Source organism: Paenibacillus silvae (assembly GCF_014639235.1).
In the GTDB taxonomy this organism is placed as follows: domain Bacteria; phylum Bacillota; class Bacilli; order Paenibacillales; family Paenibacillaceae; genus Paenibacillus; species Paenibacillus silvae.
Genome location: NZ_BMFU01000015.1, coordinates 90,025 through 104,488, shown reverse-complemented (window position 1 = coordinate 104,488; position 14,464 = coordinate 90,025). Strand labels below are relative to the sequence as shown.

Here is a 14,464-nt window from a genome sequence, read left to right as displayed (position 1 = left end):
CCGTCTTCCGCTCCAAATTTTGCGCCCTTAGCTCAGCTGGATAGAGCGTTTGACTACGAATCAAAAGGCCGGGAGTTCGAATCTCTCAGGGCGCGCCATTATTTCCTTTCATATCGGGATGTAGCTCAGCTTGGTAGAGCACCTGGTTTGGGACCAGGGGGTCGCATGTTCAAATCGTGTCATCCCGATTTTTGTTATTTGCGGGTGTAGTTCAATGGTAGAACTTTAGCCTTCCAAGCTAATAGCGTGGGTTCGATTCCCATCACCCGCTTAAATGTTAAAGACTTTGCCTGAAATGGTGCAGAGTCTTTTTTTGTTGTATAAGCTGTAATGAAAACTGAACATGAAATCCGGGGCTGGGAGGCGATCTGAGGCACAGATCGTCTCGTATGTATTAAAAGAGCCAAGACCACCGTAATGAGGAATACAAGTGGTCTTGGCTCTTTTCAGGGGTGCTTTGCGCTATGGCCGGGAATGACTTGGCCAGAAGCGGAGGTTTTCTTTTTACAACGAAAAAATCAAGGAATTAACGCTCGTGATGGTCTGTTGCACGCTTACGCATGCCGGCAAGTCCAAAGAGACCGAGCAAACCAAGCCATCCCCAATTCATGCCTCTGTCACGGTCTGTTGTTGTAGCTGCATTGGTACGCAGGCTATTTGTGCGGTAATCTCCATTGTTGCGATAATCACTATTTGTACGATAGTTTCCATCCATGTTCATGTTCAAGTTGCTGTTTGTACGGTCCATGTAATTGTGGTTCTGATAAGACTGGACACGTGTTCCGTTCGTATCTACGCCTTTGGTCATATGACCTTCAGCTCCCGCAGGACCCGCCATAGCGGCAACAACAAGCAGGGAAGCGATAATGGTTGTGCTTTTTTTCATGTTGTAACTCCTCCTTTGTTTTGTACGAGCTATCTTATAATCTGCCCAAATCCACAGGAGCATTATGTAGCGGGCGAGGTGTTAACATATGGCTTCGGAGATAAAATGAATCGACAAAATACATAAGAAAAGCTGCAAAAGCAGACGGTAAGTGTCAGAAAAAACGAAATTACATCTTTAATTTATTACGTCACTGTGGTAAAGTATACAAAAGCTTGCTTTGCCGGTCATGTTTCTTTGGAACACTCTGTGATTAATGAATGGTAAACAAGGAAATTCCTCTTCACTTACGCATGTTCAGACCTATCAAAGTAAACTGTATAATTATTAATTTTTTAGAATAGGTATGAGGTGTTGAAGTTATTCAAAGTACGTGAAAAAGGTATCATGCAACAGCAGATGTTCATTCATTGAAGCAGAATAAGAAAATGAATAAAAAAGCGTGTTTTTGTGCTGTAATTCGGGGATATTCCCCATTTTTTCTAGTAGAAAAATAAAGATTTTCGTACCAATTTATTGTATGATGTTATGAAGGTGTCAAATTTACGTGTACGAATGGAACGATCAGATGGGAGGATAAGCATGACTGAAACTATGGTAACCGCCAGCAAAAGCCAATCCAACAACCTGCTTCGGCGAGACGTGCGGTTCCTGGGCAATATACTCGGAGAAGTTCTTGTCCATCAAGGCGGCACGGAGCTTCTCGATATCGTCGAGAAAATTCGGGAAACGAGCAAATCGTTGCGTGCAGAGTTTTTGCCGGAACTGTATGAAGAGTTTAAAACGATGATCCAGGAATTAGACTCGGACAATCGTCATCAGGTTATTCGGGCGTTCGCTATTTATTTTCAATTAGTTAATATTGCTGAACAAAACCATCGGATTCGGCGTAAACGGGACTATGAGCGTTCTGCCGGAGATACGGTACAGCCAGGTTCAATTGAAAAGGCCGTACAGGATCTGAAGGAACGTGGATTGTCTCATACCGAGGTAGAAGAGATTCTGGAGGATTTGTCGCTGGAACTCGTCATGACAGCTCACCCGACCGAAGCGATGCGCCGGGTAATTCTGGACATCCATAAACGGATTTCGGAAGATGTAATGCTGCTCGATAATCCTACGCTAACGTTGCGTGAACGTGAACAATTGCGTGAGAAATTGCTGAATGAGGTTATCACCCTCTGGCAAACGGATGAACTTCGCGATCGCAAACCGACTGTACTGGATGAAGTACGGAACGGGATGTATTACTTTCATGAGACGTTATTCCATGTACTTCCGGATGTATATCAGGAGCTGGAACGCTGCCTGAACAAATTTTATCCAGACCATGACTGGCATGTGCCGACGTATTTGCGTTTCGGTTCCTGGATTGGTGGAGACCGGGATGGAAATCCATCGGTAACTTCAGATGTAACATGGCAGACGCTGCTCATGCAGCGCAAGCTGGCACTGCGTGAATATCAGCGTATTATGATCGAACTTATGGGCCATCTCAGCTTCAGCACCAACATCATTCATATTTCGGATGAACTGGCGGAGTCGATTGAGCAGGACCGCAGCTGTGTTACTTTGAAAAAAGTAGACATCTGGCGTAATGAAAAAGAGCCATATCGCATCAAATTGGCGTATATGATTGCCAAGCTGAACAATGTTCTCGATGAGAACAAGGTGGGTCAGCCGGATCGATATAAAACTGCTCAGGACCTGATTGACGATCTGTTAATTATCGACCGCAGCCTGCGTCACCATTTTGCTGACTATGTAGCGGATACAACCGTTCGCAAAATGATTCGTCAGGTAGAGCTGTTTGGTTTCCATACAGCAGCGCTTGATGTTCGACAGCACAGCAAGGAGCATGAAAATGCGATGTCCGAGATTTTGGCAAAAATGAATATTGTGGACGATTATGCCCGTCTTACGGAAGACGGTAAAATTGATCTGCTTGCTCGTTTGCTGGATGATCCAAGACCGCTTACATCTCCTTACCACGAGTATACAGAAGGAACGAAGGAGTGTCTGGACGTATTCCGTACAATCAAGCGTGCTCAGAACGAGTTTGGTACAGGATGTATCACAAGTTACCTGATTAGTATGACACAAGGGGCTAGTGACCTGCTTGAGGTTATGGTGTTTGCCAAAGAAGTAGGCTTGTTCTCCAAAGGTGCAGATGGCGAGGTTATCTCTACACTTCAAGCCGTTCCTTTGTTTGAAACGATTGACGACCTTCATGCGGCATCTGAAATTATGCAAAGACTTTTTAACCTGCCTATATATCGGGCGAGTGTTAAAGGACGTAATGAGCTGCATGAAATCATGCTTGGCTACTCTGACAGCAACAAGGATGGCGGCGTTGTTACAGCGAACTGGGAACTGCGTGTAGCGATGAATGCCATTACGGCTGTTGGTAACGAGCATGGCGTGAAGCTCAAGTTCTTCCACGGACGTGGCGGAGCACTTGGACGCGGCGGTATGCCGCTGAACCGCAGTATTCTTGCCCAACCGCCTCATACGATTGGCGGCGGCATCAAGATTACGGAGCAAGGCGAGGTAATCTCTTCTCGTTATTCCCTGCAGGGAATTGCCTACCGCAGTCTGGAACAGGCCACTTCAGCGCTGATTACAGCTGCTCTGAACGGACTGGAGCCGCAAGAATCGGCTTCCGAGCAAGCGTGGGATGCCATTATTAAAGAGATTTCGCAAGTGTCCCTGACGAAGTACCAGGATCTCATTTTCCGTGACCCGGACTTCTTCACCTTCTTCAAGGAATCAACACCACTGCCAGAGGTTGGTGAGCTTAACATTGGCTCACGTCCATCCAAACGGAAAAACAGTGACAAGTTTGAAGACTTGCGGGCGATTCCATGGGTATTTGCCTGGACACAAAGCCGTTATCTGCTTCCTGCTTGGTATGCAGCGGGTACCGGTTTGCAAAGCTATTATCAGGACAAAGCAGAGAACCTGGACGTCCTGAAGGATATGTATGCTAACTTCCCGTTCTTCCGTACATTGATTGATACGGTGCAGATGGCTGTTGCCAAAGCAGATCTTGTAATTGCCAAAGAATACTCGGCGATGACCTCCAATAAGGAGGCACGTGATCGCATCTATGGTCAGATCGAAGCGGAATTCAAGCTGACTAAAGAGCTGATCCTGAAAATTACGGGTGAGGCTGAAATTCTGGATGATGTACCGGTAATTCAGGAATCAATTCGCCTGCGTAACCCGTATGTTGACCCACTCTCCTACATGCAGGTACAACTGCTGAGCGAGCTGCGTGACATGCGTGAACGTGGTGAAGATGACGCAGAGCTGCTTAGAGAAGTGCTGCTGACGATTAACGGTATTGCTGCAGGACTCCGCAATACGGGTTGATATTTCGAACATAGATTTATTTATGTGATTCATGGTTTATGCAATTAATTATAAATTCATCTCTGTCCTTGGGATGAAAGGTTAGACGGGACTCCTGAGGGAGTTCCCGTTTTTACTGTTTTTGGAGGATTTTTGTCATACAGTCTTGATTTTTGACCAAAGTTGATTTACGATTTGATTGGTGAATTACAAGTGTGGACGGGTATGAGAAGACGGAAGACCCATCAGCATGTCTGGGGGAATTAGGGTGGACAATTTAGAGAACAGGCTTGTGAAGCTGGTACTCAAGGGTGACCAGCGAGCCTTTGCAGAAATCGTTGAACTATATAAAGACAAGCTGTTTCATCTGGCATACCGGATGCTGAGCAATCGTCATGAAGCGGAGGACGTTGTTCAGGAGACTTTTTTGCGTGTGTATCGAAATATGGAGAAGTATGATCCGAATCAGAAATTTTCGACCTGGATCTACCGGATCGCAACGAATCTTTGTATTGACCGACTGCGCAGAAAGAAGCCATCGTATTCGCTCGATGCTGAACTGAATGACCAGGAAGGATCAGACGGATATGCCATGCTTCCGAGTGATGATCGTACACCGGAGAGTGAGGCGCTGCTGTCAGAGACACAGACTCTCATTCGGGAGGCGATTGACAGCTTGCCCGCAAAGTATAAGTCCGTTATGGTTTTAAGGTATTTACAGGACTTGTCTTTGCAGGAAATCAGTGATGTCACAGGAATGCCCGTAACAACCATCAAGACACGAGTACACCGTGGCCGTGATTTCCTACGCAAAAAATTGGAATATAAGCTATAGCTGAAATTTGCCTGTTGTTTTGGGCGAAATTATTTGAAACATATCTGAAACGGATACGTATGTAATGTATGCAAGTCTTATGCTTCCTTTTTACAGGTGCATGGACTAAGTGTCTAAGGAAAGGATTGGCTCTCATATGGATTGCAACTCGGCCGTCTCTTTAATGCATGAATGTTTGGATGAGTCGTTGTCCACGGAACAGAAGGCTGAATTGAAAAGCCATTTGTTGATCTGTCCGGATTGTCGCATGCGCTTTAAAGAGTTGGAACAGACGGAAATGCTGCTCTTTGCCATGAAACATTATTCACCGTCTGCCTCGGATGAGCTGACCAATCGAATTATGAATGCTCTGCCACAGCCCAAGAGACAGCAAGTATGGCTCAAATGGGTCAAAGGACATCCCGCGCTGACGGCGGCAGCCTTCTTTTTGGTCGTGATGCTCTTTAGCGCCTTCAATTTTTGGAATCAGAACAACGAAATGGTCGTTAAGGGGAACAGTCTGGATCAACTCGTGATTCAAGGCAACACGGTTATCGTTCCAGAAGGGAAGTCAGTTGCTGGCGATCTAACGATAGAGAATGGAACCGCTCAGGTCTATGGTGATGTGAATGGCAATCTGACGGTGATCGACGGGCAACTGTTTCAAGCGTCTACAGCTCATATTTCCGGTCAGGTAAAAAGCATTGATCAGGCGCTGGACTGGTTCTGGTACAAAATAACCAATATGGTAAATGAAGTGGCATACCGCTAGAATTGGGTATAACTTCAAGGGTATATACCAAGCAGGGTACCTCCGAATTGCGTGGGGTGCTCTTTTTTTATTTTTATTATAGTAGAAAGTGGAAAATAGAGTAGTTTATATGTGCTTTGTGACCGGAGTAACTTGCAACCTGAACGGTAACGTTATAACCTAGATAGTAAAGAGAACATACTACATATAGATAAGCATTGAATAAATGCGAAGAAGGGATTATGTAAAATCCCGAATGGTTAATATGAGATCAGGGTTTTACTCATCAATGGGGATAGCGGGGGCTGGCTAATGAATTACTTTGCTGACTTAACGTGGAAAGAGTCCATCAAGGACGTTATCGATATATTAATCGTTACCTATATTATGTACAAATTGATTTTGCTTGTGCGGGGCACACGTGCGGTCCAGCTTCTGAAGGGCATTTTGTTCCTTGTGCTGATCTGGGCTTTAAGTACCTGGCTTAACCTGTACACACTGAAATGGCTGATGAACCAAATGTTTACGTTTGGTGTCGTTGCCGTGTTTATCATCTTTCAGCCGGAACTGCGCCGTGGTCTGGAGCAATTGGGTCGAGGCAAAATATTCGGCCGTTCAGCCGCAGCCAGTGATGAAGAATTAACGGTGTTAATTGGCGAGATCATTAAGTCCGTTAATTATTTGTCACGTCGGAAGATCGGTGCCCTTGTGGTCTTTGAGCGGGAAACGGGTTTGAACGATTACACCGAATCTGGCATCAAGATGGAGTCACTTGTCAGCTCGGAGCTGATGATTAACATTTTTATTCCGAACACGCCACTCCATGATGGAGCCGTAATTATACAAGGGAAACAGATATCTGCAGCAGCCTGTTATTTGCCACTATCCGAGAATCCTTTTATCAGCAAGGAGCTGGGCACACGTCACCGTGCAGCAATCGGAATTACGGAGGTGGCCGATGCAATCTGTCTGGTCGTTTCAGAGGAGACGGGACAAGTATCATTGGCAATGAACGGCCAAGTCGTTCGTGATATTAAGGAGGAGTCGCTCATTGCCAAGTTATATGAAGAATTGCGCCCAACCTCCAATCTGAGCAAAAAGAATGCATGGTCAACCTTCTGGAAGCGGAAGGGGGGACGTAACCATGGATAAATGGTTTAACAACAATACGTTCGCCAAAATCCTTGCATTGGCGGTAAGCCTGCTGTTGTGGTTTATGATCCATCTGGATGAAGTGCCGACAACACCAACGATCTCAACGGGCATTTCCAGCAAAATTGTGGAGCGAACCGTGCCTGTACAGCCATACGGGCTGGATAGCAATGCTTATGTTCTTACATCTCTAAGCACCGACGAGGTGCGGCTTGAGATAAAAGGGCAGCGATCTATGCTGACCTCTATTTTTACCAATGATGATTATAAGGTGCTGGTCGATTTAAGCCAGGTCAAAGACGGTTCAAATACGCTGCCACTTGTTCCAGACCTGCCTTCAGGTGTGGAAGTGGTCAGCATGGAGCCCTCTATGGTCACGGTCAATGTGGAGAAACTGGGCACCAAAGCGTTTAACGTGAATATTGTACCCGAAGGAGCCCCTTCCGCTGGATACAGCGTTGGAGCGCCTGTTGTAGAGCCTTCGTCTCCGGTGAAGGTTGTACTGCCGGAAGGGCAGCTGGAGGCAGTAGCGAAGGTGCAGGGCAGTGTTAGCGTCAAGGATGCGAAGGAAGATGTAGTGCAGAAAAAAGTGAAGCTCCAGGCATACGATGCAGAGGGCAAGGTCATTGACAATGCCATCATTACACCGCAGACGGTAGAGGTGCGTGTCCCGGTTAATCAGCCCTATACAAAAGTTCCCTTAAGGATCAAATATTCAGGACAGCTGCCAGATGGATTGGTCCTCTCCAAGGTTGAGCCAAACGTGAAAGAAGTCTCGATTTACGGGAGCGAGCAGGCTCTTGCAGGTATACAGTCCTACGACCAAGCTACTCTTGATCTGACACAGTTTACTCAGTCAGGCACCTCGACAGTTAACGTGGACTTGACGCCGCCTTCGGGTTCTGAGAAAATCGAGCCTAGTTCGATTCAGATCCAGGTGACGGTGTCTCCTTACGATGAGGCCGAGTCAACGACCAAGGTTTTTCCCAATGTACCGATCAAGCTGAGTGGTGTGGAAAATGGTCTTGAGGGTGTGCTGGTTTCTCCGAAAAGCGGAGGCCTGAACATTACGCTGACCGGATCACCAAGCATGCTTGAAGGTTTAAGCGGAGACGACATTCAATTAACCGGGGACCTCAGCGGTCTTGGTATAGGCACGCACGAGATTAAGCTGGAAGCTGATTTGCCACGCTTTGCGAAGTTGGATGCTGCAGCCAATGATCTAAGTGCAACGGTCAAGATTAGTGAGAAGGCGCAGGATACAACCACTTCTCCGGGTCAAAATCCTAATGAGGGCAGTCAGACGGGACCTGATCCGACACCAGCGGAAGTAGAAAATGGGCAAAATAATACGGATCCTGCAGATGAAGAACCTGAATCGAATACGGAACATGAGGATCAAAGCCAGCAGGGAAATGCGGCTGCCAATCGTGGAAATGTAAATAATAATGCGAATAACAGCAGTACCGAAAGTAAATCGGGCTCGAATCCGTAATACGCAATTTTAAATCAATTGTATTTCTTATCAAGATTAAAAAAATTATAATGCGCACGGGTGCGTATAAGATGCAAATAGAAGGAGTTAGATCATGGGTAAATATTTTGGTACAGACGGTGTCAGAGGGGTTGCCAATAAAGAATTGACGGCGGAAATGGCTTACAGCATCGGAAGATGTGGAGGCTATGTGCTTGCTGGCGGGGTGGAAAGACCGAAGGTGGTCATCGGGATGGACACCCGGATTTCGGGACTTATGCTTGAGTCTGCGCTGGTCGCAGGTCTGCTATCTATTGGTGCAGATGTCATTCGTCTGGGCGTAGTGTCTACACCGGGAGTAGCTTACATTACTCGTCTGCTCAAAGCAGATGCGGGTGTAATGATCTCGGCTTCTCATAATCCGGTAGAGGACAATGGAATCAAGTTTTTCGGTGGAGATGGCTTTAAGCTATCGGATGAAACGGAGAACCGGATTGAAGAGCTGATGGATGCGGAAAAAGATGAACTGCCACGACCGGTTGGCGGCGGTCTCGGCACCGTGACGATGGATGAGCAATCTCGTTATCTGTATCTGGACTACTTGAAAACAACGGTATCCGAGTCGTTCTCTGGCCTCAAAGTTGTACTTGACTGTGCGAACGGTGCGGCTTACGAGCTGGCGCCTAAATTGTTTGCAGAGCTTGGTGCAGAGGTCATTGCTATTGGTGCCGAGCCAAATGGCCTGAACATTAACGAGCAATGCGGTTCGACGCACCCGGAGCATCTCAAACAAGAAGTGCTGAAGCATAAAGCTGATCTGGGTCTTGCTTTTGATGGTGATGCGGATCGCTTGATTGCCATTGATGAAACAGGTGCAGAAGTAGATGGAGACTTTATTCTGTGTATTTGCGGAGATGCAATGAATCGGGCGGGCAAACTGAAGGATAGCACTGTAGTGTCCACGGTTATGAGCAACATCGGTTTCTACAAGGCGACTGAGAAGCTGGCGTTGAAAACAGCCAAAACGGCTGTAGGTGATCGTTATGTCATGGAGGAAATGCGTCGCGGTGGATATAATCTGGGTGGCGAGCAGTCTGGTCATGTCATTTTCCTGGATTACAATACAACCGGAGATGGCATGCTGACAGCGATCCAACTCGTAGATACCTTGAAGGCTTCGGGTAAAAAGCTGAGTGAACTGAAAGCTGTAATGACGCAATACCCGCAGGTATTGGTTAATGTGCGAGTTGAAGACAAGAGCAAATATGAAGGCAATACGGCAATCGGTGAAGCCATTGCTGCGGTTGAGCAGCAGCTTGGCGATAATGGGCGTGTGCTGGTCCGTGCTTCAGGTACAGAGTCCCTGATCCGTGTTATGGCGGAAGGACCAGATAAGCAGGAACTGGAGCAGTTTGTGTCCCAGATTGCTGATGTAGTGCAAAAAGAGCTGGTTTAGGATTGATGAAAAGCCTGTTATAATGCGATCTGAGACCGGTTTTTCACAAATTGGATCTCTTGGCATATATCTAAACAGAGGTTTGATTTTGCCAAATAATAATGGTTAAACTCATTGAACCTGCCTCCTGGCCAGATAAGACCATAGGTCTGATTATCTCGCCGGGAGCGTGGGTAAATATGCTGAAATGGTTACAGGTACTTTGCTCCATTGCAAAATGGACTTCAGGTGCATATAATGAGTGGAGTCGTCATTCAGACACAGAAAGTGAGGATTGTAAGGTTACAGTTACACAAGCGCCAGAGCTTGGAGTTGCGCGGGACGCATGTTGATTGTGACTCTCTTCGAATGTGGAAGAGGGAACACAGCAGCATGGACGGCAATCAAGCTGACGAGGTGGAGGTGTTCGGATTGTTCGGCGGGGACCTCCCGGTGATGCACCAGGCCGTAAACCGGATTGCGGAAAATGGATGGGTGACTATCCACACAACGCGCCGGTAGGTGCAAGAAAAAAATACAAACAAATGAATGTGCGTGAAGAGCGTAACAGCAGTGCGCGGACGGGAAATGATGTACATTCATGATTGCATTCGTAATAGGGCATGATAACAGCGGGACGGCAAACAGGCCGTTCTGATCATTGATAATTGAATAGAAAATGATATTCATGATACGTTAGCAATCCATCATTTTCCGATAGATCCAGTCTGCCTGTTTCTCTTCCTGACACAGTATTCATATAAACGGAGGAACTAAACTATGTGCGGTATTGTTGGATATATTGGTAATAAGAACACTCAATCGGTATTGATCGAAGGATTGAAAAAGCTCGAGTATCGTGGTTATGATTCTGCAGGTATCGCTGTATTTACACCGCAAGGTCTGCAAATTACGAAAGCTCTCGGACGTTTGGCAAACCTGGAAGCGAAGCTGGATGGTGCTCCACTGGTTGGTAATGCCGGTATTGGACACACTCGCTGGGCTACACATGGTAAACCATCGGATGAGAACTCCCATCCCCATACGGATGAGAGCCAGAAATTCTCTGTCGTGCACAACGGTATTATCGAGAACTATCTGGAGCTGAAGGATGAGCTAATTGCTGAAGGTCACACGTTTTCTTCGGAAACGGACACTGAAGTGATCTCTCACCTCATTGCACGTGAATACAACGGCGATATTGTTAAAGCTGTGCAAAAAGTAATTACACTTATGCGTGGAGCGTTTGCACTGGGTGTATTGACAGAGTATGAGCCAGAGAAACTCGTAGCTGTGCGTCAAGCAAGCCCATTGATTATCGGTATTGGTGAAGGTGAAAACTTCATCGGGTCGGATATTCCGGCCATTCTTGAGCATACACGCAACGTGTACATTCTAAATGACGGTGAGATGGCTGTGTTGACACATGATGCTGTCGAATTGATGACGATTGAGGGTAATTTTATTTCTCGGGAAATGATTCATGTCGATTGGGATGCAGTAACCGCAGAAAAAGGCGGATTCGAGCATTTCATGCTGAAAGAAATTCATGAGCAGCCAAAAGCATATCGGGATACGATGCTTGGTCGCATCGACAATGAAGGCAAAAAAGTTCAGCTTCCTGAGCTCAAAATGACTGAAGAGCAAATTAAAAATATTCGGAACATCCAGATTATTGCATGTGGTACGGCGTACCATGCAGGTCTGGTTGGACGTACTGTGATTGAGCAATTGGTGCGTATTCCGGTTGAAACGGATGTTGCTTCCGAGTATCGTTACCGTTCACCAATCGTAAATAAAGATACACTTGTAATCGTAGTGAGCCAATCCGGTGAAACAGCAGATACACTGGCAGCACTTCGTGAAGCTCAATCAAACGGTGCTCATGTACTGGCCATTACCAACGTAGTAGGCAGCTCGATTGCACGTGACGCGAACGATGTCATTGCTACACTTGCCGGTCCAGAGATTGCTGTAGCTTCCACCAAAGCGTATACGTCTCAGTTGATTGCTTTTAACTTGCTTGGTTTGTACCTGGCACAAGTGCGTGGTACGAAAACACCGGATGAGATTGCACACACACTGGCAGCAATGCAAGCACTGCCTGAGCAAGTGGAATCCATGCTGGAGCAAGCGGATGCGATCAAAGGATATGCAGAGCAAATCTCCAAGCATCAACATCTCTTCTTCATCGGCCGCGGTCTGGATTATGCGGTAGCTCAGGAGGGCTCGTTGAAGCTGAAAGAAATCTCTTACATTCACTCTGAAGCATATGCTGCAGGTGAGTTGAAACATGGTACACTCGCATTGATCGAGGAAGGCATTCCTGTAATTGCCTTGGCAACTCAGGAGAACGTATTGGAGAAAACGGTAAGCAACATCAAAGAAGTGAAAGCCCGCGGTGCAGACGTATTGGCAATCACTTATGAAGAGCATGTAGCTCCATTGTTGAAATCCGTTGACCAAGCGTTTGCGATTCCTAAGACGCTGCCACTTTTGAGCCCGGCACTGTCTGTTGTAGCTTTGCAATTGCTGGCCTACTACGCTTCCCTGGCTCTGGGTCACGATGTCGATAAACCACGTAACCTGGCGAAAAGTGTAACAGTTGAGTAAGAGTTAGTGTGAAGGGTTAAAGCTATATTTAGAAGTTGCAATTAATAATATAAAGCCGCAATACGTTATATAACGTATTGCGGCTTTTTTCTTTTATTACATTCGTCACCATCTTTTCCAGTCCTAATGTCGACATGCGTCGAAATCTTTCGAATGATGAAAAGAGCAACTTTAGCCGCTTTTCGATCAAATCCTATTTTTAGTCAAAATATTAACATTTTACAATTATGTGCGCTTTTTTACCAAAAATTTACTATACATTCTTTGGAAGTTTGTTATAATTCTACCTAGGTTACATTGTCAAATATGCTATAAAATTACATCTAGAATATATTGCTCCATGACGTCAAAAGGTTCACGCAGGATCAAGGCAACCTTATTTCAATTCCGATGGAGGATGAAGCGCATGAGCATTTTTGAAAAACTGGAATCCAACGTACGATCTTACTGCAGAAGCTTTCCGGTGGTATTCGACCGGGCCAAGGAGGACCTGATATATTCTGAGGATGGCAGAGCATATATTGATTTTTTTGCAGGAGCAGGAGCGCTGAATTATGGTCATAACAACGATTATATCAAGGACCGGATTCTTGATTACCTGACCTCCGACCGGATAATGCATGGTCTGGATATGTATACAATGGCCAAGCGCGAATTCATCCAGAGCTTCTCGGAGCGAATACTGGAGCCGAAGAAGCTAGACTATAAAATTCAATTCTGCGGTCCGACAGGGACTAATGCGGTGGAGGCGGCTTTGAAGCTTGCACGCAAGGTGAAGAAGAGAACCGGGATATTCGCCTTTATGGGCGGCTTTCATGGCATGTCACTTGGCAGTTTGTCGGCCACAAGCTCCAAGTCGATGAGGGAAGGGGCCGGGCTTCCACTGGACGGAGTTACGTTTATGCCACACCCGAGCGGTTCTTTCGCAGACATGGATACACTCGGTTATATCGACAATGTTTTGACGGATTCACACTCCGGGATCGATAAGCCAGCCGCTATCCTGCTTGAAACGGTACAAGCTGAAGGTGGAATACACGTCGTCGATACGCAGTGGCTGATCGGATTACAGCAGCTTTGCCACAGACATGATATTTTGCTTATTACCGATGAAATCCAGGTTGGCTGCGGTCGGACAGGGCAGTTTTTCTCCTTCGAGCGTGCGGGAATTGAACCGGACCTCGTTACCTTGTCGAAGTCAATCAGCGGCTATGGTCTGCCAATGTCACTCTTGCTGTTAAAGCCTGAATTGGATCTCTGGACGCCAGGAGAGCACAATGGTACCTTTCGTGGCAATCAGCTAGCCTTTGTAGCTGCCAAGGCTGCACTTGAATATCGGGATAGAGTCGCTTTGGAGGCTCAGGTGAAACAGAAGGAAGAGTTCGTGCGCACCTATCTTGAGAACGGAATCAAGTCTTTGCATCCGTCTATTACCGTCCGCGGATTGGGACTAATCTGGGGCATTGACGTTTCGGGCTTTATGGATGAGGCCGGGGCGAAGAGAATGACAGAGATTTGTTTCGAGAACGGGCTGATCATTGAAAGAGCCGGAAGAGGAGACTGCGTGCTGAAGATCATGCCCCCACTGACCGTTTCGATGGAGCATCTGGCTGCTGGCTGCGAGATTATCAAGTCCAGCATACAGCAGGTGATCTCTCAGGAGTCACAGGATCTGCTGGTGACGACCTAAAATTGACGATACCAGTAGGCTCCTCGGCGACAGATATGAAATGAAGTGCCTTCATTGAGCCATTGGGAGCCGATGCTTTCATTCACTTTTTGTTCTCGTTGTAAAAATAACATCCTTGTTTGTCAGACAAGGTTTACTACTCCGCAGCGGGATCTGTATTGATCCATATCAGTGCTGCGGGGGAATATGCAAATATACATAGCGTGTATCCATACCCCGTAATTCCAGGCTTCTACAACGTTTGCTCCGGTGTCAAATCCGGAGAGACAGCCGAGTTTCATGTTAACTGGCCGAA

The 14,464-nt window shown here is 46.5% G+C and carries 10 protein-coding genes and 3 tRNA genes; 12 read left to right on the top strand and 1 reads right to left on the bottom strand.

Annotated features, from left to right (window positions below):
- Positions 1-21 precede the first annotated feature (21 nt).
- The 3 genes from IEW26_RS26970 (at position 22) to IEW26_RS26960 (ending at position 271) form a co-directional block, all read left to right on the top strand.
- Positions 22-98, top strand: a tRNA-Arg gene (locus IEW26_RS26970).
- Between the two features lie 16 nt (positions 99-114).
- Positions 115-188, top strand: a tRNA-Pro gene (locus IEW26_RS26965).
- A gap of 12 nt (positions 189-200) precedes the next feature.
- A tRNA-Gly gene (locus IEW26_RS26960) sits at positions 201-271 on the top strand.
- 255 nt (positions 272-526) lie between these two features.
- On the opposite strand, the gene IEW26_RS30485 is transcribed toward IEW26_RS26960, so the two are convergent.
- Complete coding sequence (locus tag IEW26_RS30485) at positions 527-886, bottom strand: WGxxGxxG family protein (protein WP_145406729.1); 360 nt, start codon at positions 884-886, stop codon at positions 527-529.
- Between the two features lie 582 nt (positions 887-1,468).
- Here IEW26_RS30485 and ppc point away from each other — a divergent pair.
- The 9 genes from ppc to ectB all read left to right on the top strand — a co-directional run bounded on the left by ppc (position 1,469) and on the right by ectB (position 14,169).
- The gene (gene ppc, locus IEW26_RS26950) at positions 1,469-4,261 is read left to right on the top strand and encodes a phosphoenolpyruvate carboxylase (protein WP_188594635.1); all 2,793 of its coding nucleotides are present in this window, start codon (positions 1,469-1,471) and stop codon (positions 4,259-4,261) included.
- Between the two features lie 247 nt (positions 4,262-4,508).
- On the top strand, positions 4,509-5,075 hold the full coding sequence (gene sigW / locus IEW26_RS26945) for an RNA polymerase sigma factor SigW (protein WP_110899668.1): 567 nt from the start codon (positions 4,509-4,511) through the stop codon (positions 5,073-5,075).
- Positions 5,076-5,211: 136 nt separating this feature from the next.
- Positions 5,212-5,826 carry a zf-HC2 domain-containing protein gene (locus IEW26_RS26940; RefSeq protein ID WP_111273614.1) on the top strand — a complete coding sequence of 205 codons (615 nt, stop codon included), beginning with the start codon at positions 5,212-5,214 and terminating at the stop codon, positions 5,824-5,826.
- Positions 5,827-6,117: 291 nt separating this feature from the next.
- Entirely contained in the window at positions 6,118-6,957 is an 840-nt protein-coding gene (cdaA, locus tag IEW26_RS26935) for a diadenylate cyclase CdaA (RefSeq protein WP_111273613.1), read from the top strand.
- The gene (locus IEW26_RS26930) at positions 6,950-8,452 is read left to right on the top strand and encodes a CdaR family protein (protein ID WP_188594634.1); all 1,503 of its coding nucleotides are present in this window, start codon (positions 6,950-6,952) and stop codon (positions 8,450-8,452) included. Before cdaA ends, IEW26_RS26930 begins: the two co-directional genes overlap by 8 nt.
- A 94-nt stretch (positions 8,453-8,546) precedes the next feature.
- Positions 8,547-9,887, top strand: a complete 1,341-nt coding sequence (gene glmM / locus IEW26_RS26925; protein ID WP_188594633.1) for a phosphoglucosamine mutase — start codon at positions 8,547-8,549, stop codon at positions 9,885-9,887.
- Positions 9,888-10,066: 179 nt separating this feature from the next.
- Positions 10,067-10,219, top strand: coding sequence for a hypothetical protein (locus tag IEW26_RS26920; RefSeq protein WP_186331813.1), 153 nt, complete (start codon positions 10,067-10,069; stop codon positions 10,217-10,219).
- Positions 10,220-10,646: 427 nt separating this feature from the next.
- On the top strand, positions 10,647-12,479 hold the full coding sequence (gene glmS / locus IEW26_RS26915; RefSeq protein ID WP_111273609.1) for a glutamine--fructose-6-phosphate transaminase (isomerizing): 1,833 nt from the start codon (positions 10,647-10,649) through the stop codon (positions 12,477-12,479).
- Between the two features lie 406 nt (positions 12,480-12,885).
- A complete protein-coding gene (ectB, locus tag IEW26_RS26910) occupies positions 12,886-14,169 on the top strand; it encodes a diaminobutyrate--2-oxoglutarate transaminase (protein WP_145406733.1) in 1,284 nt (427 codons plus the stop codon).
- Positions 14,170-14,464 lie beyond the last annotated feature (295 nt).

What these genes read in the sequence shown, in the direction of transcription:
- glmS (WP_111273609.1), top strand. Translation starts at nt 10,647, where the DNA reads ATGTGCGGTATTGTTGGATATATTGGTAATAAGAACACTCAATCGGTA.
- IEW26_RS26920 (WP_186331813.1), top strand. Translation starts at nt 10,067, where the DNA reads ATGCTGAAATGGTTACAGGTACTTTGCTCCATTGCAAAATGGACTTCA.
- ppc (WP_188594635.1), top strand. Translation starts at nt 1,469, where the DNA reads ATGACTGAAACTATGGTAACCGCCAGCAAAAGCCAATCCAACAACCTG.
- cdaA (WP_111273613.1), top strand. Translation starts at nt 6,118, where the DNA reads ATGAATTACTTTGCTGACTTAACGTGGAAAGAGTCCATCAAGGACGTT.
- IEW26_RS30485 (WP_145406729.1), bottom strand. Translation starts at nt 886, where the DNA reads ATGAAAAAAAGCACAACCATTATCGCTTCCCTGCTTGTTGTTGCCGCT.
- IEW26_RS26930 (WP_188594634.1), top strand. Translation starts at nt 6,950, where the DNA reads ATGGATAAATGGTTTAACAACAATACGTTCGCCAAAATCCTTGCATTG.
- IEW26_RS26940 (WP_111273614.1), top strand. Translation starts at nt 5,212, where the DNA reads ATGGATTGCAACTCGGCCGTCTCTTTAATGCATGAATGTTTGGATGAG.
- glmM (WP_188594633.1), top strand. Translation starts at nt 8,547, where the DNA reads ATGGGTAAATATTTTGGTACAGACGGTGTCAGAGGGGTTGCCAATAAA.
- ectB (WP_145406733.1), top strand. Translation starts at nt 12,886, where the DNA reads ATGAGCATTTTTGAAAAACTGGAATCCAACGTACGATCTTACTGCAGA.